At 46.7% G+C, this 23,170-nt stretch carries 18 protein-coding genes and 1 other RNA gene; all 19 read right to left on the bottom strand.

Annotated features, from left to right (window positions below):
• Window positions 1-276: 276 nt before the first annotated feature.
• The 19 genes from ftsH to H9Q76_RS03005 all read right to left on the bottom strand — a co-directional run bounded on the left by ftsH (window position 277) and on the right by H9Q76_RS03005 (window position 23,097).
• A complete protein-coding gene (ftsH, locus tag H9Q76_RS03095; RefSeq protein ID WP_117780797.1) occupies window positions 277-2,172 on the bottom strand; it encodes an ATP-dependent zinc metalloprotease FtsH in 1,896 nt (631 codons plus the stop codon).
• Window positions 2,173-2,386: 214 nt separating this feature from the next.
• Complete coding sequence (gene glyA / locus H9Q76_RS03090) at window positions 2,387-3,622, bottom strand: serine hydroxymethyltransferase (RefSeq protein WP_118373735.1); 1,236 nt, start codon at window positions 3,620-3,622, stop codon at window positions 2,387-2,389.
• 75 nt (window positions 3,623-3,697) lie between these two features.
• Window positions 3,698-4,606 (bottom strand): YihY/virulence factor BrkB family protein, encoded by a 909-nt coding sequence (locus H9Q76_RS03085; protein WP_118373736.1) that lies wholly within the window; start codon window positions 4,604-4,606, stop codon window positions 3,698-3,700.
• 15 nt (window positions 4,607-4,621) lie between these two features.
• Window positions 4,622-6,979 (bottom strand): SpoIID/LytB domain-containing protein, encoded by a 2,358-nt coding sequence (locus H9Q76_RS03080; RefSeq protein WP_249321601.1) that lies wholly within the window; start codon window positions 6,977-6,979, stop codon window positions 4,622-4,624.
• Window positions 6,980-6,996: 17 nt separating this feature from the next.
• Window positions 6,997-7,177, bottom strand: a non-coding RNA gene (gene ssrS / locus H9Q76_RS03075) — 6S RNA.
• 54 nt (window positions 7,178-7,231) lie between these two features.
• The gene (locus tag H9Q76_RS03070) at window positions 7,232-9,283 is read right to left on the bottom strand and encodes an FtsX-like permease family protein (RefSeq protein ID WP_249321599.1); all 2,052 of its coding nucleotides are present in this window, start codon (window positions 9,281-9,283) and stop codon (window positions 7,232-7,234) included.
• Entirely contained in the window at window positions 9,270-10,037 is a 768-nt protein-coding gene (locus tag H9Q76_RS03065) for an ABC transporter ATP-binding protein (protein ID WP_249321597.1), read from the bottom strand. The genes H9Q76_RS03070 and H9Q76_RS03065 overlap by 14 nt, the downstream gene beginning before the upstream one ends.
• A gap of 470 nt (window positions 10,038-10,507) precedes the next feature.
• The gene (locus H9Q76_RS03060; RefSeq protein ID WP_249321595.1) at window positions 10,508-11,488 is read right to left on the bottom strand and encodes a hypothetical protein; all 981 of its coding nucleotides are present in this window, start codon (window positions 11,486-11,488) and stop codon (window positions 10,508-10,510) included.
• Between the two features lie 110 nt (window positions 11,489-11,598).
• Entirely contained in the window at window positions 11,599-13,092 is a 1,494-nt protein-coding gene (locus H9Q76_RS03055) for an MBOAT family O-acyltransferase (RefSeq protein WP_182432412.1), read from the bottom strand.
• 20 nt (window positions 13,093-13,112) lie between these two features.
• The gene (locus H9Q76_RS03050; RefSeq protein ID WP_021985718.1) at window positions 13,113-13,340 is read right to left on the bottom strand and encodes an acyl carrier protein; all 228 of its coding nucleotides are present in this window, start codon (window positions 13,338-13,340) and stop codon (window positions 13,113-13,115) included.
• 79 nt (window positions 13,341-13,419) lie between these two features.
• Window positions 13,420-14,610 carry a diaminopimelate decarboxylase family protein gene (locus H9Q76_RS03045; protein ID WP_249321594.1) on the bottom strand — a complete coding sequence of 397 codons (1,191 nt, stop codon included), beginning with the start codon at window positions 14,608-14,610 and terminating at the stop codon, window positions 13,420-13,422.
• Window positions 14,607-16,151, bottom strand: coding sequence for an amino acid adenylation domain-containing protein (locus H9Q76_RS03040; RefSeq protein WP_182432411.1), 1,545 nt, complete (start codon window positions 16,149-16,151; stop codon window positions 14,607-14,609). Before H9Q76_RS03040 ends, H9Q76_RS03045 begins: the two co-directional genes overlap by 4 nt.
• Window positions 16,152-16,256: 105 nt before the next feature.
• The gene (locus tag H9Q76_RS03035) at window positions 16,257-17,285 is read right to left on the bottom strand and encodes a hypothetical protein (protein ID WP_249321593.1); all 1,029 of its coding nucleotides are present in this window, start codon (window positions 17,283-17,285) and stop codon (window positions 16,257-16,259) included.
• Window positions 17,272-18,795: an MBOAT family O-acyltransferase gene (locus H9Q76_RS03030; RefSeq protein WP_249321591.1), complete on the bottom strand. Its 1,524-nt coding sequence runs from the start codon at window positions 18,793-18,795 to the stop codon at window positions 17,272-17,274. Before H9Q76_RS03030 ends, H9Q76_RS03035 begins: the two co-directional genes overlap by 14 nt.
• 147 nt (window positions 18,796-18,942) lie before the next feature.
• Window positions 18,943-19,956 carry a sensor histidine kinase gene (locus H9Q76_RS03025; protein ID WP_117780788.1) on the bottom strand — a complete coding sequence of 338 codons (1,014 nt, stop codon included), beginning with the start codon at window positions 19,954-19,956 and terminating at the stop codon, window positions 18,943-18,945.
• A complete protein-coding gene (locus H9Q76_RS03020) occupies window positions 19,953-20,621 on the bottom strand; it encodes a response regulator transcription factor (protein ID WP_117780839.1) in 669 nt (222 codons plus the stop codon). The genes H9Q76_RS03025 and H9Q76_RS03020 overlap by 4 nt, the downstream gene beginning before the upstream one ends.
• Before the next feature lie 91 nt (window positions 20,622-20,712).
• Window positions 20,713-21,624, bottom strand: a complete 912-nt coding sequence (gene nadA / locus H9Q76_RS03015) for a quinolinate synthase NadA (RefSeq protein WP_021985725.1) — start codon at window positions 21,622-21,624, stop codon at window positions 20,713-20,715.
• An 84-nt stretch (window positions 21,625-21,708) separates the two neighbouring features.
• Window positions 21,709-22,236 (bottom strand): DUF3877 family protein, encoded by a 528-nt coding sequence (locus H9Q76_RS03010; protein ID WP_021985726.1) that lies wholly within the window; start codon window positions 22,234-22,236, stop codon window positions 21,709-21,711.
• A gap of 75 nt (window positions 22,237-22,311) precedes the next feature.
• Window positions 22,312-23,097 (bottom strand): tRNA threonylcarbamoyladenosine dehydratase, encoded by a 786-nt coding sequence (locus H9Q76_RS03005; RefSeq protein WP_118734820.1) that lies wholly within the window; start codon window positions 23,095-23,097, stop codon window positions 22,312-22,314.
• Between the last annotated feature and the right edge of the window lie 73 nt (window positions 23,098-23,170).

Raw genomic sequence — 23,170 nt, 5'->3', positions numbered from 1 at the left:
ACGCGTTTGTGCTTGGGATATATTTGTCAATATCAGTTTCCGCAAATATACATATGTTTGGAACTTAGAAGTACTTGATGTTCTGTAAATATCCAGCAATGTTTGAACACGATGTTCAAACAAGCCGCCGCTGAGCCATGGACGGCGAATCGGCGGCGGTTGCGTACGGTATCAGCCTCTATATCAGGACATCTAGTACTTCTTAGTTTCAATACATCGTATATTTGCGGAAGCTGATATGACATATATCCCAATCACATCGCGTTTCATAATCATTTACTGTACCTTCTCCGCTTCCGTAAGCTTTACATTCTGGTATTTCTCGTATAATTCCATGAATTCTTTACCGCTTAAGTTCTCCTTCTCGTAGAGTACCTGTGCGATCGCATCGAGTGTCGGCATATTCTTTTTAAGTAACTTGTATGCCTTCTCATAGCTTGCTTTCATCATGTTCTTGACTTCGGTATCGACCTTCGTCTCTGTCTCGGAAGAACAATTTAGTACACGGCGGTTATCCAAATATTCTCCGGTTACGCCTTCGAGCTGCACCATACCGAACTTCTCGGACATACCGTACATCGTGATCATCGTCCGCGCCAGACTCGTCGCCTTCTCGATATCGTTGGAGGCACCATTCGTAACGGAATCAAACTTCAGCTCCTCCGCGGCACGCCCCGCCAGAAATGTCACGATATCCTCTTCCATTTCTTTCTTCGTCTGTAACTGCTTCTCTTCCTCCGGCACCTGCCATACATAGCCAAGCGCGCCGGATGTACGCGGTACGATCGTGATACGCTGGATCGGAAGTGTGTTCTTCTGCAATGCAGCAACAAGCGCGTGTCCAACCTCATGGTAGGCAACGATCTTCTTCTCTCTTGGTGAGAGCAGCTTCTCTTTCTTCTCTTTTCCGGCGAATACAACTTCCACCGAAGCGATCAGATCCTTCTGGGATACATAATCCCGCTTGTTGCGGACTGCCATTAACGCCGCCTCATTGATGATATTCGCAAGGTCTGCACCGACAGCCCCGGATGTGGCAAGTGCAAGCTCCTTGAAATCTACCGTCTCATCCATCTTCACATTCTTCGAATGTACTTTGAGTGTATCGATACGTCCCTGCATATCCGGCTTTGACACAATGATTCTCCGGTCGAACCGTCCCGGACGAAGCAATGCTTTGTCAAGCACCTCCGGGCGGTTTGTCGCTGCAAGCACGATAATTCCCTTCGAGCTGTCGAAACCATCCATCTCCGATAAGAGCTGATTCAAGGTCTGTTCCCGCTCGGAATCGCCACCGCCATGACGCGTGTCACGCTTTCCTCCGATCGCATCGATCTCATCAATAAATATGATACATGGTGCCATATTGTTCGCCTTGCGGAACAGATCACGCACACGGCTCGCACCGACACCGACGAACATCTCCACGAACTCCGAACCGGACAGCGAAAAGAACGGAACATTCGCCTCGCCGGCAACCGCCTTGGCAAGCAGTGTCTTACCGGTTCCCGGAGGCCCTACAAGCAGGGCACCCTTCGGCAGCTTCGCACCGATCTTTAAGTATCGGTCCGGCTGATCTAAGAAATCTACCATCTCGCAGAGGGATTCCTTTGCCTCCTCCTGACCTGCAACATCCGCGAATGTCACACCGGTTTTCTTCTCCACATACATCTTCGCATTGCTTTTTCCGATGCCGCCGGATTTGGACATATTCCGCATCAGTAACGACATCAGCAGATAGAAGGCACCGATCATTACCACATACGAGAGAATCGTCGAAACGACTGCATTTTTCCCTTCATCCATTTCCTCAAACTGTACGCCTGCCTTCTGCAGACGGTCCACGATCTTGTAATCGCTGATGCGGATCACATAATACGTCTTATCCATCTCCGCACCCGTCTCCTTCGAGATCGGCGTGAAGCTGATCCGGTCATTGTAGAGCTTCACATCGGTAACTAATTTATCATCAAGCATCTGCAGGAACGTGTCATACGTGATCTTCTCCTGTTTGGACTGCTGTATCGCCGTAATTCCCTGCCAGATCATAAATGTCAATAGAATGGATACGATCCATATCACCACCGTCTTGGATGGCTTTTTCTTATTATTATTCGAATTCCGGTTGTCCGAATTGTTCTCCGGGGCGGAATTTTTCTGCTGATTTTCCATATATCATTCTCCGTTATTCAAGCGTACTTATCTATAAATCTCATACAACCATGAGCAAGCTATTTCTTTCTGTATTATTAAGATATTTCTTAAGACATAATAAACCGGAAGCCACATGTCAAGGGAACGGATTCCCTCTCGCGCAGCCCCCGGTTTTGCATTTGATTTTACTTAGTATACGATTTGATCTCGTTCTTTATTCGTATTATGCGTATTATGCATACAATGGATACTTGTCTGTGATGCTCTTTACAAGCGCCATTGCCTTGTCATTATCCTTGTCAATGACTGCAGCCTTGATTGCATCTGCGATCACAATCATATCATCTTCTTTTGCACCACGTGTTGTGATAGCCGGTGTACCAAGACGGATACCACTTGTAACAAATGGTGACTTTGGATCGTTTGGAACCGTGTTCTTATTCGCTGTGATATGAACAGAATCCAGAAGCTTCTCCACTTCCTTACCGGTCAGGTCAAGATTCTGCAGATCAACAAGCATCAGGTGATTGTCTGTACCGCCAGATACAATCTTGAATCCACGCTCAGTCAATGCCTGTGCCAGACATGCTGCGTTCTTCACAACCTGCTTCTGATATTCTTTATATTCATCAGTCAAAGCTTCCTTCAGGCAGACTGCCTTACCTGCGATGACATGCATCAAAGGACCACCCTGAATGCCAGGGAACACTGCCTTGTTGAAGTTATACTTCTCATTTACTTCGTTGCTTGAAAGGATCATACCACCACGTGGTCCACGCAGTGTCTTGTGTGTTGTGGTTGTTGTTACATGTGCGTATGGAATTGGGCTTTCATGAAGTCCGGCAGCAACCAGACCTGCGATGTGTGCCATATCTACCATAAGGACTGCGCCAACCTCATCTGCGATCTCACGGAAGCGCTTGAAGTCAATCGCTCTCGCATATGCAGATGCGCCGGCTACGATCATCTTCGGCTTGCATTCCTTCGCGATGCGGAGCACCTCATCATAATCGATAAACCCTTCATCATTCACACCGTAAGGTACGACGTTGAAATACTTACCTGACATGTTGACCGGTGAACCATGTGTCAGATGTCCGCCATGTGCCAGATTCATTCCCATAAATGTATCGCCCGGCTGCAAAATAGCGAAGAATACTGCCATATTTGCCTGTGCACCGGAATGTGGCTGAACATTGACATATTCACATCCAAACAACTTCTTTGCACGCTCTCTTGCAAGATCTTCCACTACATCGACATACTCACATCCGCCATAATAACGCTTTCCCGGATATCCTTCAGCGTACTTGTTCGTAAGCGGACTTCCCATAGCTGCCATAACTGCCTTGGATACGATATTCTCTGATGCGATCAGCTCAATATTATGATCCTGTCTGTTGATCTCGTCCGTCATTGCCTGCGCAATCTCCGGGTCGAAATTTGCTATTTCATCAAAACTATACATCTTTGTCCCTCCATCTTGTTGTAATTTATCGGTTTGATTATCGCACATCCGTTTTGGGGTGTCAACCGATAGCGATTAAGATATGCTTGTATTTTCTTCCTGTTGCTTTTTTAATTTCTGCTTTTCTTCCCGCTCTGCTTTCTTTTTTAACCGGTGTTTCTCCCGGTATTTCCAGATCAGATCCGACAGATAATAATTGATTTCTGCACCATACAAAACAATCTGCATACCGATATACAGCCAGATAATAATCAATACGATGGATGTCATACTTCCATACATCTTCGAATTATCTGCGGAATACTTAATATAGACAGAAAATCCCCGTGTCATCAGCATCCATGCAACGGATGCCAGCACAGCACCGGTAAACTCATGCCTCATATGTCCGCGGCGGTTCGGAAGCTGGTAATAGATTAAAAGCAAAAAGATAAAGATAACAAGGAATGTTACGACATTCTTCAGACTTAAGATCAAAAGTGTTGCATCTGCAAATGCCGGATAATGATCAATAATCTTATGGGCAATCTGTGAACCGAACGCCTGAATTGCGATCACAACCAGACAGAGCAGCATAAATATAAGTGTATACAGCGCACAGATCAGGCGTACAAGAAAATAATTCTTGTTCTGCTCCACACCATAGATCTTATTTAACCCTGTAGAGAGTGCCTGAATGCCCTTCGCCGCAGACCACAAGCTGACAAACACGGTAATGAGTGTAAACGACTGCACATTTGCATTGACTACATCATCCACGATATACGCTACATAAGATTCGAGTCCGCTCGGCACAACGCGCAGAATATAGCCAAGTACATTTGTGTTCATAACGGACAGCTTCGATGCGATCATGACAAGCAGCATCATAAACGGGAAAAATGAAAGCATCACAAAGAAAGCAACCTGTGCCGCATACGCTGGCACGCTGTCCGCGGTTGCTTTGTTCACAAATTTGATAATAAACCGAACGACCTTTTTCATACATCCCCCGTTTTGTTATTCTGAATCTGCTGCTTCCTCTCCATCATCCATCGTATAGATCGACGCAAAATCGACATACGAAAAATAATGCCGTAATATATATTTGTAGCTTTTTCCCTGTCTGCCAAGCACGCCGGCACCATAGATACTCATCCCGGCACCATGTCCGAATCCACCACCATGAACGACAAATCCCGCGTCTGTCTTCTCCACATAATAATATGGGCTTGGAAGTGATGTCCAGCCGGTTACCGTCGAACCATCCTGCCGTACAATCTCCTGATTGACTGGATTTAAGATTGCGCGGATATTGCTCTGTCCGCTGATGGATATCGTATGTTCACTTCCGTGAATCACAAGCTTCGATACAACACCGCTCACCGTGCGCTCCGCAACTTCGATCTCTGTCACAGTTCCAAGCTCCGGCACGTCTGCTGATACAAACTCGCCGGTTTCATCCTCGACAAGTATCGCATCTGCCATCAGAGATTTGCGGTTTTCCAAAACTGTCTCAATCGCGTCTGTCATTTCTTCCTGCGTAAATGTAATATCCCACCGGTAATACGGCGAATCTTTATCTATAATAGTATACGCATCACTCTCTGTCAAAAATGCCTCAAAATCTGCTTCATCCGATAAATCGATCTTGTCCTTATCCAGATTCTCCACATTGGACTCCAGATAACTATACGCATCACCGCCCCAGATCTCCGCATTCGTGCAGGTCGTTCCGAAAGATGTGTTAAATGTCATCGGTACGATCAAAGTTCCCCGGTAAGTCGGCACCAGCCCGTATGTATCCTTCACCGCACGGATCGACGCATCGGTCTCTGCCACATTATTATATACCTGACAAAGGCTGGAATCGTCAAGATGTGCATGATATTCTGCATAACTTTCATCCTTTAACTTCGCATACGCCGTTCCTCTGGCACAGATCGCCATCGCCTGCATGGCTGCATCCGGGTAATCCGATGGCATTGCATTTGCCACGACATTTGCCAGATAACGCTCTAACGAAAGCTCATTGATCACATAGATATATCCATCCTTTACATCAAGCTCCATCGTTCCATCGTATTCCGGATTGCCACATTCGCGTGTCACACTGAGCAGTCTGATACGACCACTGTGCGTATCCGGTGTTACTGTCAATGTATCGTCCGGCGCATAATCTTCCGGTGTGATCGTGACCGTCTCACCAGCCTCATATGTTTTCTCCGTCTCATCTGGATACGCCACGGTGAACGCAGATGTCGCCGTAAACTGCACCATTTCCATCTCATACGAAGAGTAATCATCGTTGCTGATGATCACGCGGATATCCTCGCTTTTTAACTCCTGGTTAATCACGACAGCACCAACTTTTCCATCCTGCAGATACATGTCCACATACGAGTAGCCAAGCAGCAGAGACAGACTTTCCTCGTCCACGGCATCCTCATACACATTGTACATTTTATAATAATCGCCAAGTGTGAGTCCGCCGATATTTTCCACCTGAATATCCGTATCTCCCGTCGAAATGACTTTGCCGCGCAGCACCTTCTGTGGTCGTTCGATTTTACAGATGCCTGCATAGTCAAACACGAGATTTGCAACATAGCCCGCCGTCTCATAGCCGGCTTCCGTCTGCCGGTCCGCATCCAGACTTGTTGCAACTGTCACAGCTCCATCCGGGATGCCTTCCTCCGTCCGGGCAGGGTAGGTTTTTTCCAGATTTCCATATAAAAACGTGCATTTTCCATCCGTCACAGACTCCACCCATACATTTTGCAATGTGATCTGGGTATCTCCAAGACGGTTGATCTTGAAGATCTTTCCATTCTTCATATAGACATCGAGCACATTTCCCTCGTAGCTTTCGTCGATTTCAAATTCTGCATTGTAAGTGTCCTGTCCATCGAAAAAGGATGTCTTGTCCTCCTCGGAAATTGCAAGCACCAGAACATCTTTCCGAAGCAATCCTTTGACGGTTGCCGATGCGACGATCCGCTCATAGAAGTCCTCAAATTCCGCTTTCGTCATGTAGTCAGAATCCTTTTTTCCGTTTAGGGCTTCCTCATAAATAGAAGCTTTCACCTGTATCGTCTGTGCCACAGACTTTACAAATGCCACATCGATGATCTCGCTTTTTTTCAGAGGATCAATCAGGCGGGATAACGCCTCGGATTCTGCCTTTGTATCTGCCAGATAACTGACGACCTTTTCCACATCTTCGTATGTGTAATATAAGCTATAATCCACGGATGCTTCCGTTGTTTCTGTATTTTGTTCCGCTTTATGCATATGCCGCCCGATCTCATGGCCAGCAATCATAACTACCCCGGCTATAACCAGCAAAAGCATAAACGTGAGTATCTTCTTTTTCACGTATTTTCCTCCAAAAAAATATATCCGGGATGCCGGTTCCTGCCTTTTGACTCCTAGCTGACGCTAGGTGGGCAACCGCATGTGATCCTCTGTCTTCCACTCGAAGGAGGCCTGACATAATATCACAGATATAGGAATCCCGTTTAAAGTAAATGTAGGTTCAAAAATAACAGGAGTTATCGAACATTCCAGATATATTATATTTTTAATATGTGCTAATTATAGCTTACTTATTCTTTTTTTTCAAGATATTTATTCGCTGATGATCTTACGGCTACATATATATGTGATCACAAAATAAATACCATAAATCACCAATATCACGGCTGCCGCAAGCAGGATAGAACCAAGCAGTCCGCCCCGTCCAAATGCGGTCAGAATAAACATTGCTGTCTGCATTCCGAAGACGGAATGCACGATTGCGAGTAAAAGCGGCATAGCAAAGAACACGCCCGACTGTGCCAGGAGGGAATGACGGATTTTCTTCTCGTCCACTCCGATCCGGCGCAGGATCCTGTATTTCTCCTTGCTGTCAGCTGCCTCGGAAAGCTCCTTGAGTGACAGAATTGCGGCACCGGAGATCAGGAATACAACACCTAAGTAGATGCCGATAAATACGATCATCGCAGTAAGTCCCACGCTGTTGTCACGGAGCCGTTTGCTTGTTTCGCAGTTCATGGAATAATAGGATCCATCCTCGTCTAAGGCTGCCTCTGTCTTCGCCTCCTGCAGTTTGTAGAAATGCGCATCACTATAGTACTCATTGAGCGCATCCACCTCTGTCTGGTCTGTCGTATTGTAATTCGCTGAATAGATATCATACCAGAAATCACAGTCAGACATATCCACAGAATCCGGGACAAGCAGCACGCCTGAATTGCTGATGTGCACGATTCCATCCACGCAGGTACTGTATTTCGGATGATAGGTTTTTCCTTTTATCGTAACCGTCTGTCCCTCCGCAAGCCCTTCGTTGTATCGTGGTTCCATCTCCCCGTAATTACAGAGTATTACATATTCATCCTCTGCAAGATCAATTGTCGTTCCGCCAAAGGAGCTTACAAACGCATTATAATCTCCAATGTGCATCGTCTCCATCGATGCTTCTTTGAAATAATCCTCCGATCCGCTCTCTGCAAATGCCTTTCCGAAGAAATCTCCGACACGAATTTCTTCCGGTGCATAGAGAATCATTTCGGTCACATCTGTAAGCTTTGATGTATCGATATCACAGGATTTCAGGTTTTCTTCCACATTATGTCCGGTTATATCATAGTCCTCGGCTGCATCATAGGAATACAGCTTTGAAACCTGCACATCAACCGGCGTACATGTCTCTAACACATGGTTCATTGAGTTGCGGATTGCCATTGCGCTTGACAGAATACAGATGGTAAAAAAGAGCAGCAGACAGATAATCCCGCCTGAGAACACCGTCGTGTTGATCCGGCTTCCAAGTTCCTTCACACTGAACGAGTTGATACCTTTATAATAAAACCGTCTGCACCGCTTCACGATTGCAAGCAGCATCCCGGAGACCGACCAGAATACAAGGAAGGTTCCAATGATACCTTTCGCGATCTGGATACCAAGTCCCTGAAAGTCAGAGATTGTGCGGACACCGGCTGTCACTTTATAATATGCAGTTCCAAGCAGAATAGCCGCTATAATAAATACAAGCACACAGACAACCGGGTTTTTTGCATGGTTTTTCTGTGCCTTTGCGCCTGCATAAAGCAGGTTTATTAACTTGGCGCGGCTGACAATGATTACATCTAATGCCATGACGATCACATACATGATTGCAAAATAAATAATCGTTTTGATGATGGCTGATGTGCTGACCATAAACTGGAAGTTCGTCATATCCGCTTCGAAGAGGTTCGCTGTCACGACACTCATCCCCTGTGAGATACCGATACCGAGCAGTAACCCGATCACCAGAGAGATCACGCCGATCAGCAGTGTCTCGATCACCAGAATCTTTGCCACCTGTGTTTTTCCCATACCGAGCGTTAAGTAGATACCAAACTCCTTCTTCCTTCGCTTCATCAGGAAGGTACTTGCGTACACAACAAGGAAACCGAGCACAACCGACACGAACACACTGACGACAGACATTGCCTCATTCATAAGATTGATGATTTCTTCCGTATTTGACGATACCTTCAGCATAACTGTCTGGCTTCCCAGCGCGTTAAATACATAGAAGATTGCTACTCCTAAGATCAATGTTGCAAAATAAATCAGATAATTCTGCATACTTTTCCGGATATTCCGGGTGGATAATTTAAAGAGCATCATTCAAACTCCCCCCTAACACTGTCACAACCTCGATAATGCGGTTGAAAAATTGTTTCCGGGTATCCTCGCCTCTGCGGATCTCATTGAAGATCTTACCATCCTTGATGAAGATCACGCGCGATGCATAGCTTGCTGTGAAAGCATCGTGTGTAACCATCAGGATCGTTGCAGCAAGCCCTTCATTCATCTCCTTCATGCTCTCTAACAGATAGCGGGAAGACTTGGAATCGAGGGCACCGGTCGGTTCATCGGCTAAGATCAGCTTTGGATTGGTGATCAGCGCTCTCGCTGCTGCCACGCGCTGCTTCTGTCCACCACTCATCTGGTAGCTGTATTTGTTCAGGACTTCCTCGATGCCAAGCCGCTTCGCAACCTCTTGGATCCGGCTATCAATCTCCTTCGGTTTTACGTTCTGGATGGAGAGCGCCAGTGCAATATTCTCATATCCGGTCAGCGTATCCAGCAGATTAAAATCCTGGAAGATAAATCCCAGCTCTTCCCGGCGGAACTTATTTAATTCATTCCCGCGAATCGTCGTGATGTCCTTATCCCCCACATAGATATGTCCGGCTGTTACACGGTCAATCGTGGAAATACAGTTTAAGAGTGTTGTCTTGCCGGAGCCGCTGGCTCCCATAATTCCGACAAACTCTCCTTTCTCTACGGAGAACGAAATCTTATCTACCGCCTTTGTCAGATTCGCTTTGTTGCCATAGTATTTTTCTACATTGTCAAGCTTTAATATCTCATTCATAGATAGTCTCCCTTCGTTTGCTAACATTCTGCAGGCAGGAATTCTGGGGTTCCTGCCGCTTTTTACTGTATTCAGTATATATGGTTTTCCAGCCGCCATCCATCGGTCTAGATTACATGTTTCTTACGATTTTGTAATATAATGGTTGTATTATATATTGATTTGGTGCAGATGCCTATGCAAGAGAGTCGACTTTGGAGCAATCCTTATGATTATCTGATTTTACTCCATGTCACGCTTCATGTAATTCTTCCAGCTTGGAGTATTTCCCTGATTTCTGCTGTTTTACTCCAACCCACTTGCTTCCTGTGACTGCTCCATTGGGGGGATTCCCCATATTTCAGGTTTTTGCCCCAATCTGCTTGCTTCCTGTGACTGCCCTATTGGGGGATTTTTCCATATTTCAGGTTTTTGCCCCAATTCAAAAAAAAGGAGGCATCCCTGCCTCCAAAATAGCATGTCCCATCGAGCTAGTTTCTTGCTGATGCATACTCCACACTGTCTTCCTCCCAGTGTTTGTAGTCCGGATTGTTTCTTTTGTCTTTCAACCCATAAGCTTCCGATAGCCAGTTTCCCACATATGCACTCACCTTCTTCGCGCCGTCAAAATTCAGATGGTCGCCTCCATCCTTCGTATCGGACGTCCAGTCGATGCCCAGCGCATCATTCAGATTCAGATCTTCATAAGTAACCGCGTTTGCCTGCGCCCAGTCGGACACACTGTTGTGCTTGGCATACGTCCAGTTCTTCGGGGAAGGGGAACTGACTAAGACAAGCTTTGCACCATGACTCTCGCAATATTCCTTCATCAAAAGCAGATATTTCTCTGCGTCCGCATCCATAGATTTACGTTCCTCGCTCGCATGCATATAGGCTCCACCCTCATACGGCTTGACCGTGCTTCGCTTGATAAATCCACGGTTCTTCTCATCTTTTTTCTTCGTCAGTGAATTTGTACTTACGAATGCATCCTTCCAGCGGGAATGATTCTTAAAAATCTCCACATGATCGGACAGACGGTCTAAGACATAATCTTTCGAATCACCCTTAGATTTCACGCTTCGGAACAGACAGTTCGTTTCCAACACAACGACCTCCGGCGTCTGCGTCTCAAATGCCGCCTGTAAAATCGCATACGAGTCGCACATACGCTGTGCCGATGTCCCGCAGATAAATGAGGTGTAGCCATGCTCTGCGAACATCTGCAGAGGATTGAAGCTCGAATAACATTCACTGTCACCTAAGAACAATACGTCAATCGTATCCTTCACTTCATTTTTCACTTCCGCATCTTTCGTGCGCACAGCTGTTGTATCATAGATGTCAGCGTTACTCTTCCGACACAGGAATCGTCCTGCCAGAATCAGTACCACACAAAGTCCCGCTAGAAACCCGACGCTGCCCGCTGCCATCTTGAGAGTTGTTTTCCATTTTCCACTTTCTTTTTTCATAAACATTCTTCTTTCGTAAATCACATACAATTACGCTATCCATGCAATCCATAATATTTCAAATTACCAAACATCGAATGTCATCTTCCACGTAATTATTCATCCCTCTATCAGTACGCCGCGTAGATCATATCCACGATCGTATATCCGCTGCCATATGCGCCAAATACAACGACAAGAAGTATAACTGCATACCAGAAGCTCCAACGGACCGGCAGCTTGCATTCCGCCACCTTTCTCCGGATTGAAATCCCCTTCTCGTGAATAACATCCACCACGAATACGAGCAGGATACTTACAGATGCCAGAATGAGATCCGGCACATCCACACCGAAATTCGTCTCCGCAAGTGCTGTGATATGGAAGTCTGTCACGATTCTGCGCAGCATCCGAAATCCAGTTGCAACCGTGTCAGCACGGAAGAACATCTCGCCAATATTCACGATCACAAACAGCTTCAGGAATTGGAAGATCCGAAATCCGATGCATTCTGTATCAAGCTTGAATCGCTCCACCAGCTTCCTGCACGGTTCCTCCGTCAGATTCTCGATCACGATCAGCACAAAATAATACATACCATAAAAAATATAATTCATATGTGGTCCATGCCAGATGCCGTTTGACAGCCAGACAAAGAATAACGCAATCGTCGGTGCCACGAATTTGCTGACCGAAAATCCAGCTTTCTTCTTGATTTTCTTCGCCAGATTCTTCACTGGCTTGGCAAGTGAGATCGGATAGAATACATAATCCTTCAACCATGCGCCAAGCGTGATATGCCATCTCCGCCAGAAATCACCCGCATTCTTCGCGAAGAACGGCTGACGGAAATTCTCAGGCAATGGTACACCGAAGATCTCGCCACTTCCCATGATGATATCCATACATCCGGAAAACTCCATATATAGCTGCATCGTGTATGCCAGCACCCCGACGAGGATCGCCGCACCATCGAAATTGTTGTAGCTGCTGAACACCTTTACCACAAGCGGTGCCAGCCGATCGGCAATCACCATCTTCTTGAACAGCCCCCAGATGATACGCTGGTAACCAAAGACCAGATTTTCAAACTGAATGCTGTTCCCACCATACAGAGCATCTGCTGTCTCGGAAAACCGACTGATCGGACCTTCCATGATCTGCGGGAAGAAGCTCAAATAAAGTGCCACCTTAACCGGATTCTTACAGGATTCCTGTGTGCCACGATAAACATCTGTCATATACGAAATTGCCTGCAGGCTATAATAGGAAATACCGATCGGTGCTGCAAGTGTCACCCCAAATACGCGGAGGTATTTGAGTGTCACAAGCGTCCCTAAGATCAAAACAATTCCAAGTGCCAACACACCACGCTTCTTCCGCGTCAGCGCTTTTCCGTGAAGGTCACTGTGCCGAACCGGGATCGCCGCCAGCCATCTGCCGGTTCCATATGTCACAAGCGTCGCCAGAAGCAGCCAGACCAGAAGCTTACCGCTTATCATACAGAAAAATGTATAATCTGCTGCAAGCAGTACCACGAACCGGAACCGTGCCGGACATAACTGGTACAATGCGATCACAACTGGCAAAAATATTAAACTGTATGTAAGCAGATGGTACGCCATATGATTCATCCTTTCCTACACTAATCTTCCTTGAGTCTGCAGATCATCTCCCACAAGCTCTTTGCAGAATTGAAGTTCGCAGGGATCAGTTCTGCCGGTGATACCTCAACATCAAAGGTATCCTCGATCTCTGATACAAGCGATAAAATCGCAAAGGAATCTAAGATATGATCGTCAATCAACGTTGTGCAGTTCTCAAAATCCTCGCCCGGTGCAATTCCTTCCAAAATCTCCAATAATTCTTCCATGTTACAAATCCTCCTAATCTTTATTATAAATCCATGAATTCTCATGTATTGTTACCAATGATTCCACATGTGTTTTGTATTATGTTGTTGCAGACACATGAAACAGATACGTCTCCATCTGGTCGCGCAGCTTCTCGATCTTCCCGTCTGTCTTGCAGATCAGAACCTGCGGAAGCTCCCGGCTTAGAAACATCGCCATGCCCTCGGTCGCTGCATATGCGCCACATCGTTTGAAACAGATCACATCGCCTTTTTGAGGATCATGCAGGGCAACATCCCGCGCCAGCACATCATTGACTGTACAGAGCGATCCACACAGGTGAAACAGCTCTTCCTCGCCGCTTTTTTCTGCCAAGACTTCAATCTTCGGCTGTTTCATACCCATCATCCAGCCATAGTAGTTGATCTGGTGGATTCCACCATCTAAGATCAGGAATCCCGGCTGTGCCGTCCGCTTGACATCCATCACACGCGTCAGGTAATAGCCGCTCATTGAGACGAGGAACCGTCCAAGCTCGATTGTCTTTTTGCCGTAGGCACATGTCCGAAGCTTTTCGGCAAGTGCCTGTATCTGCGGTTCCGGCTCGCTTTCCCGCTGATCCTTCTCACTGTCATTTATGAAATACGAAACCTTCATGCCTGCCCCATACTCAAGCTCTTTCAGCACGGTCCCAGTCTCTTCTTCAAACGTCTTTGCAAATGCGGTTAAGGTATCAAGTTCCTTCTCCAGCTTGCTCTGCCGCTTCTGTGTCCCTGCATAATAATGGACGCCCGCCAGTGTCAGATACGGGCTTTCCTGTATCTCCTTTGCCAGCCGGAAGAACGTCTCCGCATCAACGCCGAATTGATTGCCACTCGAAAGCCGGATCAGTACCGAAAGCGGCATCTGATTTTTCTCTGCAAGTGTCCGCAGGATCTTCGCATGCTCTTCCGATTCGATCGTATAGATCCCAGCACCCTTGCTGTAAGACAGGATGCGTTTCATGGATTCGTAAGTCTTGTTTACCCCGGATACCACGATCTTCTCCGGTGCAATCTGTTCCTGTATGCAGATCTCATATTCGCCCGGCGAGCAGACCTCCAGCCGATCAACCAGATCTGCCACATATGGGATCAGAAATGGATTTGCTTTTACGGCAAAGCAAAGTCCGGTGTCTTCCGGCAGCAGACTGCGAAGCAACCGGATTCGCGCTTCCACTTCCCGCACATCGAAGATGTAGGTCGGCGTTCCATACGTCGCCGCAACCGCTCTTAACTCCTCTGTATTCATGCAAACGCTCCTTTCCTGTACTGTGCCTCCAAAAGCTTCTTGTCCGTCTTGCCATTTTTGTTGAGTGGCAGCATGTCCACCTTACAAAATACATTTGGCACCATGTAATCCGGCACCTTTTTCTTCATCGCGGTAATCAGATATTTCTTATCGTCAATTCCGATATAACAGGCAACGACTTTGTTCTTCTCGCGGTCATAAAAGCATGCGGCACCTTCGATCTCCGGGATCGCCGCCAGTGCATGTTCAATCTCTTCTAACTCGATGCGGTGTCCCATATGCTTGATCTGAAAATCTTTCCGTCCCGCGAAATAAAGCAGTCCATCTTCTCCGTAGCTTGCCAGATCTCCCGTCCGATAGATTGTCTCCGGGTAATCGGTCTGTAACGGATTTGCCACAAATGCCTTCGCCGTTGCCGCTGCATTTCTGTAATATCCAAGCGCAAGCGTCGTACCTGCCACGCAAAGCTCTCCGGTCTTGCCAATGCTTCCCGGTTCGATCAGACGATTTTCCTCATCGAGCAGGAATACACGTTCATTTGGAAATGGAATTCCAATCGGAAGTTTTTCGTCCTCGCTGTATGCCCGGTCTAAAATGTGATAGGTACAGTTGCAGGTAATCTCCGTCGGTCCGTAGAGATTCACAAACATCGCATCCGGGTAGTAGCTCTGCCATGCATGAAGCTGCCGGATCGGCATTGCCTCGCCGCTGAACAAAATCTTGTTGATATCTGCCGGAACCTTGTGTTTCAGTCCATGCAGCCGGTTCAACAGGCAGAGTGCCGACACCGCCCATATCAGCGTCGTGACATGGTTCTCATCGAGCATGTCCACAACGGAGTTTGGGAACATGAAATACGCTTTCGGAATCACAATTAAGGTTGCGCCCACCTTCATCGCACTGTAAATATCCTTCACTGATACATCGAAATCAAACGGCGCCTGATTGCCGATCACATCGGCTTCCGTGATATCAAAGATCTCTGTAAACCGATCGATAAATTCAAGCACCGACCGATGTGCCACAAGCACCCCCTTCGGGGTTCCGGTCGAGCCGGAAGTAAAATTACAGTAGAGTGGATCGGTGTCAATCATAGATTCCCGGATCTGTTGTAACTGATTTTCATCGGAACCTGTATATTCACTATCCATCCCCTGTGTCAGCGTTTCCATCCGAACCACATGTTCTGTGTAGCCACACGCGGTAAGCTTCTCCGACGCATCACTTCCATCCACGATCACATCCGGCTGTAACACCGAGAGCATCGACTGGATGCGTGCCTCCGGAAACGAAGGATCAACCAGTGTGTAGAAGCAGCCCGCATAGACGATTCCAAAAAAGACTGCCAGTGTATCCGCACTCTTATCGGCAAATACACAGACCGGATGGCGCGGTGTTGTCTGCTTTGCCAGACAGGCACCAATGCATTTCGCTTTGTTCTGTAATTGTTCATATGTATAGGAACATGCCGCATCCTTCACTGCTATCTTGTCCGGATACATCTTTGCACTTTGTTCCAGATATTCTAATACATTTTTCATAATGTCCTCCATGCGTGCAGGTTCATCCGCCGCATTTCTTTGTTCTGTTACATAGTATAGCAACTTAAATATTAAGATAAAACCAAGCAATCGTTTAAGATTTCTTTAAGGTTGTGGAAGCAGTTTTTCAAATTCTTCCGCCTGCTTGTTCCACGCCTCGTACCGTACATCATCCCGGCGATCCGGCAACGTATAATGCGTCTGCATATACCGCTGCAGATATGCCGTAGCTTTCTGACAACCGGTATAGTTTAAATGATCGCCACCATCGAGGGTATCCAGATTCCAGTCGATTCCAAGCTCCTCGGTATTCAGATTCAGATCGAGGTATGGAACTGCAAGCGCATCTGCAAGTGCCTGCACCTCATTGTGCCGCTGCATCGTATGATTGACCGGGGAAGGGGCTGTCACAAACAACAGCTTCGTTCCATGTGCATCACGCAAACGCTTGATCTTATCCAGATAATACCTTGTGATAAAAGTCACCGGTGTTCTATCGTCGGTTGCATGCATGTAGACACCTCCCGTATACGGCGCCACTGCCGCACGCAATTCAAATCCATTGAAAATCGTCGTCTGCAATTTCGGATCGGCTGGTTCCATCTTCCAGAAACGGTGATATTTGAGGATTGGGAACATCTGCCGTGCAAACTCCTGCGCGGATTTCGCCGCATCCTTTATCACACTCGCATCTCCTCTGGAGAAAAACTCATTCGTCTCTAAGATCAAAACCTTGGGAGACTGCCGCTTGAGAATTTTCTTCAGTGAAAAATAACTTTCCCCGATCCATTGACCGGACTGTCCGCCGATATACGATGCAATGCCTGCCTCCTTCCACAACTGATACGTCGATACCAACGTATAGCTTTCGCTGTCACCGAGGATTGCCACATCAACCATTTCCTCTGGTTCCGATAGCAGGTGTAACAGATACCGTTCCCGCTCGGAAACCGAATCCTGCAAGCCTAGCCGGATTGGATCGCACAGCTTTCCGGATGCTATTAAAAGTAAAATGACAACGACTGCAAATGAAATTACCCGGAGCCAGATTCCATGTCTGACGTTTTTCGTATTCGCAATTTCCGTATTAACAGATTTTTTCTTTTCTATTTTTTTGTTCTCAGAAGCCTGCATAGATCAGATCCACCTCCTGATATCCCGGTCCATACGCACCGAATATAAGTACGACAAAGATGAGCGCAAGATACACGAGCCAGCGCACTGGCAATCGCTTCTGTAATATCACACCGCGCACATCAATCTGCTGCTCACGGAAATGATTTACTACGCCGACAATCAACAGAGAGACTAAAATAATTCCTATCTCCACTCTGCCAAGTCCAAGCGTAAGCAACGTACCATCCCAAAGCTTCTGTATCGAAAAATCATGGAACAGCGACCGGAACATGTGCATGCCAATGCCAAGTGTATCCGCCCGGAAAAACAGTTCTCCGGTGAAAATAATTACCCATGTTTTCAAGATCCGAAGGACATTCCACCATGCCGCGTCTTCTGCGATTTTCCATGCCGCGCAAAGCTTCTTCACCGCGGGTTCCAACATCAGCTCAATCATAATTACGACGAAGTAATACATGCCGTAGAACAGGTAGCTCCAGTTCGCACCATGCCACAGTCCGTTGCACACCCACACCGGGAATAATGCGATTGCCGATGCAACCATCAGCTTTATGTATTTGCTTGTATGTTTCTTCGCAAACCGGTTCCATTTTCTGGTAAGCTTCGACATGGAAACCGGGTAGAAAATATATGTCTTGAACCATCTGCCAAGTGAGATATGCCATCTGCGCCAAAACTCAGATGCATTCTTCGATACGAACGGCTGCGCGAAATTCTCCGGCAATGTCACGCCAAAACATTCCGCACTTCCGATCACGATATCCATGCAGCCAGAAAATTCCATATAAAGCTGCACTGTATAGGACACTGCCGCAACGACGATCATCACGCCGTGGTAGGACGCATACCCATCAAACAGCGTCTGCACAACGACATACAGGCGGTCTGCGATTACGACCTTCTTCAACAGTCCCCAGCCAATCCGCATATAGCCGCGGATAAGGTTTTCACTCCGGATATCCTCGCCCTTCGCAAGCGTCTCTGCAGTATCGCTGTACATACAGATCGGACCTTCCATGATGATCGGGAAGAAACTCAGGAAGAGTGCAAGCTTCGCAATGTTTTTCTCCGGTTCAATCTTCTTCCAATACACATCCGCCATGTAGCCGATCGCAGAAAGTGTGTAAAAGGAAATACCAAGCGGCAGCAGGAACCGCCGCACCGGAAGCCGGAGTCCAAGGTTTATCGTTCCGAAAAGCGCATTCACATTCTCTGCGAAAAATCCGCTGTACTTCATCACAAGCAGCATGCCAAGTAACAACCAGACACCCACGATCAGAATTGTTTTTCTGCGTTTTTTCTCACCAGTCGCAACCAGCCGTCCTGTCAGATAGGTGATTGTAGTTGCGCCAAGCAAATATACAATTAATCTGTGGCTCAATAAAAAATAGAAACAATAACTAAAAAAGAGCAGTACACCAAAGCGCACCCGCTTTGGTGCAAGCTGATATCCGATGAGAACCACCGGTAAAAATACTAAAAAATACATGGATTCATGATAAGCCATGTTCCAAATCCTCGCCACAGTACCAGACTGTGCCTTTCTTCTAAATTAGCATCTCAGGCATCTATCCTGCCTGCATCATACATTCTCTCATGCTTTCTATCCATCGTAGTTCATGACAACAACCTTACATTTTTGTAAGGTTATAGACTACTCTTTCGTCAAGAAAGTCTCTTTGCCGAAGGCGATCTCCACCTCGGTGTATTCCCCGTACACGGACGCAATCGTAATCGCATGTCCGAGCTTATTACAAAGCTGTTTACATATATACAAACCCATTCCAGTAGAAGCATTTCCTTTGCGTCCATTCTCCCCAGTAAAGGTCTTGTCAAATACCCGGTCGATATCCTGTTCCGGAATCCCGATACCATTATCGCGGATCTTTAGAACAGTCTTATCTGCCATCTCCTCTACTGCAAAAGAAATACACGGCTGTTTTGCAGCATCCCGGTATTTGATACTGTTGTTCACGATCTGCCCAAGCATAAATGTGAGCCATTTGGAATCCGTGACAACCGAATGGGCTGTATCGTTTTTCTCGATTCGTATTTTATTTCCAATCAGCAGATCCTTCTGCTGCTGCAGTACTTTATTGATCGTCACATCCAGATCACACGCGGTAAGCAGATAATCCTTTTCTGCCGCATCTGCACGCGCATAAAATAAAATCTGCTCCACAAAGCTGTTAATCCGTGCAAGCTGTGCCTTCTGCTTCTTCAAATCCTGACTGCCGTTATAATTCATCAGGTTTAAAGCGGCAATTGGAATCTTGATCTCGTGAATCCAAAGCTCCAGATATTCCTTAAAATCCCGCAGCGAATCTTCTGTTTCGTTCAGCTTGTCCCGCATGGATTTCCCGGTGTCATACAGAACATCCATCCAGATCTTACCTTCCTCGAAATCCGGCTGTACCGTCATCTCCGTAATCAGGTATTTCTGGTCAAGCCCTTCTAAGATTCCCAGCAATTCCCGATAAAAATGCCTGCGCTTGCGATAGTCCGCCAGACACACGCACAATGCCGTCACAAAAATGATGCCCTCCATCACCCAGATGAAATCCATCCGCGTCTTGCAGGCAAATCCTAACAGCCTTAATACGACCATGATAAACACTGTCGCTGCAACAAAGCTGATTCTGTCTTTTAGATAACTTCGAACTGTCATGCCAGAATGTACCCCTGTCCTCGTTTTGTCCGGATTATATCCTCCACGCCGAGATCAGCAAGCTTCTTTCTGACACGGTTCATATTGACCGTCAGCGTGTTATCATCGACAAATGCCTCCGAATCCCACAGATAACTGATCAGTTCATCGCGCGTCACGATCGTATTCTGATGCTTCAGCAGATAGGATAAAATACCCGCTTCATTTTTCGTAAGCTCCACGCTGTTATCCCCGACCGTCAGAACTCCACGTGCCGTGTCAAGCGTCATATTTTTATAGGTAAGTCCCTTGTCTGCGTCCATCTTTCCAAGCCGCTTGAATACCGCCTCGATATGCAGAAGCAAAATAGAAGGATTGTATGGCTTCGCAATAAAATCATCCGCACCGAAGCTCATCGAGATCACTTCGTCCATCTCTGTGTTTTTGCTTGTCACCATAATGACCGGAATATCCGATGTCTTGCGCAGTTCCCGCAACACACTCTGTCCATCTACTTCTGGAAGGTTAATATCCAGCAAAACCATATCTGCCTGCGAAGCAAGAATCTGTCCAGCTACATCGGTGAATTCTTCGACGCGCTGCGCATCATACTGATTCGAAATCAGCAGATACTGCAATTCCTGCGCCAGCGCCATATCATCTTCCACAATTAAAATCCGTTTCATCTCATACTCCTCGTTCGGTGGTTTCATACATCTGCCAACTTACCTGATCCCGCCTGATCGGTTTGATGCACCCACTAACGCACCAGTCCTGCTACTGTGCCAGACGAAGCATCTCGTCGAGCGGTTTCTTCGCCTGCTCACACATTTCCTCTGGAAGGATCACTTCATCCTTCAGATCTTCGAGCTTCTCAAGTACTTTGTCCAGACTGACCTTCTTCATGTTCGGGCAGAACTGTCTGTGTCCGACAGAGAAGAATTTCTTGTCCGGGTTCTTCTGCATCAACTCATAGAACACACCCATCTCAGTGCAGATCAGGAACTTCTTGCTGTCCGATGCGGTTGCGTAATCAATGATCTGGGACGTACTTCCGATGAAGTCCGCCAGTGCCAGCGTGTCACTTGTACACTCCGGATGTGCCAGAACAAGTGCGTCCGGATGCAGTTCCTTTGCCTTCTTCACATCTTCACTGTGAATGCTCTTATGTACATGGCAGAATCCATCGTTGAAGATAAAATGCTTCTCCGGTACCTGCTCCGCTATAAAATGTGCCAGATTGTAATCCGGAATAAAATAGATGTCCTTGTTCGGCAATGCCTTGACGATCTTCAGTGCATTGGATGATGTCACGCAGACATCGGAATGTGCCTTTAATTCTGCTGTTGAATTTACATAGCAGACAACTGCCACATCCGGATATTCCTTCCGCACTTCCTCGATCTTCTCCACTTCCGCCATATGTGCCATCGGGCAATCCGCTCCATCATCTGCCATATAGACATGCTTCTTCGCATTCAGAAGCTTCGCACTCTCACCCATAAAGGAGACGCCGCAAAACAAAATATTCTGTTGTTCCACTGTCGTTGCAACCTTCGCCAGATAGTACGAATCGCCGACATAATCTGCGATTTCCTGCACTTCACCATCCACATAATAATGCGCTAAGATCACAACATCTTTTTCTTTCTGTAACTCCTTGATTCTCGCTTTCGTTTGTTCGTTCATGGGAAAACTCCTTTTCTATTTTAAATCATGGTTGTATCCAAATTGTATCTTTTTTATTAAACTCCGCTTTTGTTTAAGACTTTTTTAAATCGTATCGAAATCATCCTTCGTAAACCGGTGATAGGTAATTCCAAACTGATCGTCTGTCACACAGTACAGATAAGGCTCCACATCCTTATCCGCAAAAGAGAGCACCGTTCCGAGATCCTCCTCATCGTCCTCCTCACAGACCGTCGTGCCATGTGCTTTCGCAAATGCCTGAAAATACGCCCGTACCTGCTGCATATCCTGCGTCTTAAGCACCTTCAGAAATCCCTCTAAAAATTCCGAAACAGGAATCTCAAGGTTAATATAATCACAGCCCTCCGGACTGACAAACACGCAGAACCGGTCTGCTTTCTCGGTCACTGTCACGTGTCCAAGTTCTGGTACACTTTTCTCGAAATATGCCTCTGCCTCCTGGCAGATCTTCTCGGAATCCTCCTCCACTGGAAGCTTCAGATATCCGCACATCGACACCTTCGGATAATAGAGGCGCACGCCTGCATCATCCGTGCCGATCTTCGTCTGCCATTCCTTCACTGTATCAATCACATGCTTCTCTAATGTCATTGTTTCTGCCTCCTGTTCCATCACATGCATACCAATTACACGAGTTACTATATTTTATTTTGCCTACGCCCGTATTTATGTTGTCGGTTCTTCTGCTGTCCGCGGTACGTCCTTCACCAGATCCTTCACAACCTCACCGGCAATGATCAGACCTGCCACCGATGGAACAAATGCGACACTGCCCGGAATATCTCTCCGCTCGGTGCATTTGTGTTTCGCACCCGGCGGACATACACAGCGCGTCCGGCAGCTGATCGACATATCCTCGATCGGACGAATCGACGGTTCCTCCGAATACACAACCTTTAATTTCTTCACTCCGCGCTTCTTAAGTTCCCGCCGCATGACCTTCGCAAGCGGACAGACCTTCGTCTTATAGATATCTGCCACCTTGAACTGACTGCCATCTAATTTATTGCCGGCGCCCATACTGCTGATGATCGGAATGTGTTTCTCCTGTGCTTTCATCACGAGAGAGATTTTTGCAGTTACCGTATCCACTGCATCAACCATGTAGTCATAGTCTTCATACGGAAACTCATCGGCATTTTCCGGCAGGAAGAAACATTTGTGCACACGTACATCCGCTTTCGGATTGATATCCAAGATCCGTTCCTTCATAACGTCCGTTTTATATTTTCCGATTGTCTTATAGGTCGCAATAATCTGACGGTTCAGATTCGTCAGACACACCTTATCATCATCGATCAGATCAAAGGCTCCAACGCCGCTTCGTGCCAGCGCCTCACAGACATAACCACCTACACCACCGATTCCGAATACGGCGACACGGGAATTCTGTAATTTCTCCATCGCTTCTTTTCCAAGCAGCAGCTCAGTTCTTGAAAATTGTGTCAGCATCTTTTTACTCCTGTCCTGTTCCCCTTGTCTATAATTTTCGTTCTATAATATTTTATACATATTTATTTTCGCC

This window comes from Wujia chipingensis (assembly GCF_014337155.1).
GTDB classification, from domain to species: Bacteria; Bacillota; Clostridia; order Lachnospirales; family Lachnospiraceae; genus Coprococcus_C; species Coprococcus_C hominis.
This window is presented reverse-complemented; position numbering and strand designations above follow the sequence as displayed.

Excerpts from the sequence above, each read along its gene's own strand:
- ftsH (WP_117780797.1), bottom strand. The coding sequence starts at position 2,172 with ATGGAAAATCAGCAGAAAAATTCCGCCCCGGAGAACAATTCGGACAAC.
- glyA (WP_118373735.1), bottom strand. The coding sequence starts at position 3,622 with ATGTATAGTTTTGATGAAATAGCAAATTTCGACCCGGAGATTGCGCAG.
- H9Q76_RS03085 (WP_118373736.1), bottom strand. The coding sequence starts at position 4,606 with ATGAAAAAGGTCGTTCGGTTTATTATCAAATTTGTGAACAAAGCAACC.
- H9Q76_RS03070 (WP_249321599.1), bottom strand. The coding sequence starts at position 9,283 with ATGATGCTCTTTAAATTATCCACCCGGAATATCCGGAAAAGTATGCAG.
- H9Q76_RS03065 (WP_249321597.1), bottom strand. The coding sequence starts at position 10,037 with ATGAATGAGATATTAAAGCTTGACAATGTAGAAAAATACTATGGCAAC.
- H9Q76_RS03060 (WP_249321595.1), bottom strand. The coding sequence starts at position 11,488 with ATGAAAAAAGAAAGTGGAAAATGGAAAACAACTCTCAAGATGGCAGCG.
- H9Q76_RS03055 (WP_182432412.1), bottom strand. The coding sequence starts at position 13,092 with ATGGCGTACCATCTGCTTACATACAGTTTAATATTTTTGCCAGTTGTG.
- H9Q76_RS03050 (WP_021985718.1), bottom strand. The coding sequence starts at position 13,340 with ATGGAAGAATTATTGGAGATTTTGGAAGGAATTGCACCGGGCGAGGAT.
- H9Q76_RS03045 (WP_249321594.1), bottom strand. The coding sequence starts at position 14,610 with ATGAATACAGAGGAGTTAAGAGCGGTTGCGGCGACGTATGGAACGCCG.
- H9Q76_RS03040 (WP_182432411.1), bottom strand. The coding sequence starts at position 16,151 with ATGAAAAATGTATTAGAATATCTGGAACAAAGTGCAAAGATGTATCCG.
- H9Q76_RS03035 (WP_249321593.1), bottom strand. The coding sequence starts at position 17,285 with ATGCAGGCTTCTGAGAACAAAAAAATAGAAAAGAAAAAATCTGTTAAT.
- H9Q76_RS03030 (WP_249321591.1), bottom strand. The coding sequence starts at position 18,795 with ATGGCTTATCATGAATCCATGTATTTTTTAGTATTTTTACCGGTGGTT.
- H9Q76_RS03025 (WP_117780788.1), bottom strand. The coding sequence starts at position 19,956 with ATGACAGTTCGAAGTTATCTAAAAGACAGAATCAGCTTTGTTGCAGCG.
- H9Q76_RS03020 (WP_117780839.1), bottom strand. The coding sequence starts at position 20,621 with ATGAAACGGATTTTAATTGTGGAAGATGATATGGCGCTGGCGCAGGAA.
- nadA (WP_021985725.1), bottom strand. The coding sequence starts at position 21,624 with ATGAACGAACAAACGAAAGCGAGAATCAAGGAGTTACAGAAAGAAAAA.
- H9Q76_RS03010 (WP_021985726.1), bottom strand. The coding sequence starts at position 22,236 with ATGACATTAGAGAAGCATGTGATTGATACAGTGAAGGAATGGCAGACG.
- H9Q76_RS03005 (WP_118734820.1), bottom strand. The coding sequence starts at position 23,097 with ATGCTGACACAATTTTCAAGAACTGAGCTGCTGCTTGGAAAAGAAGCG.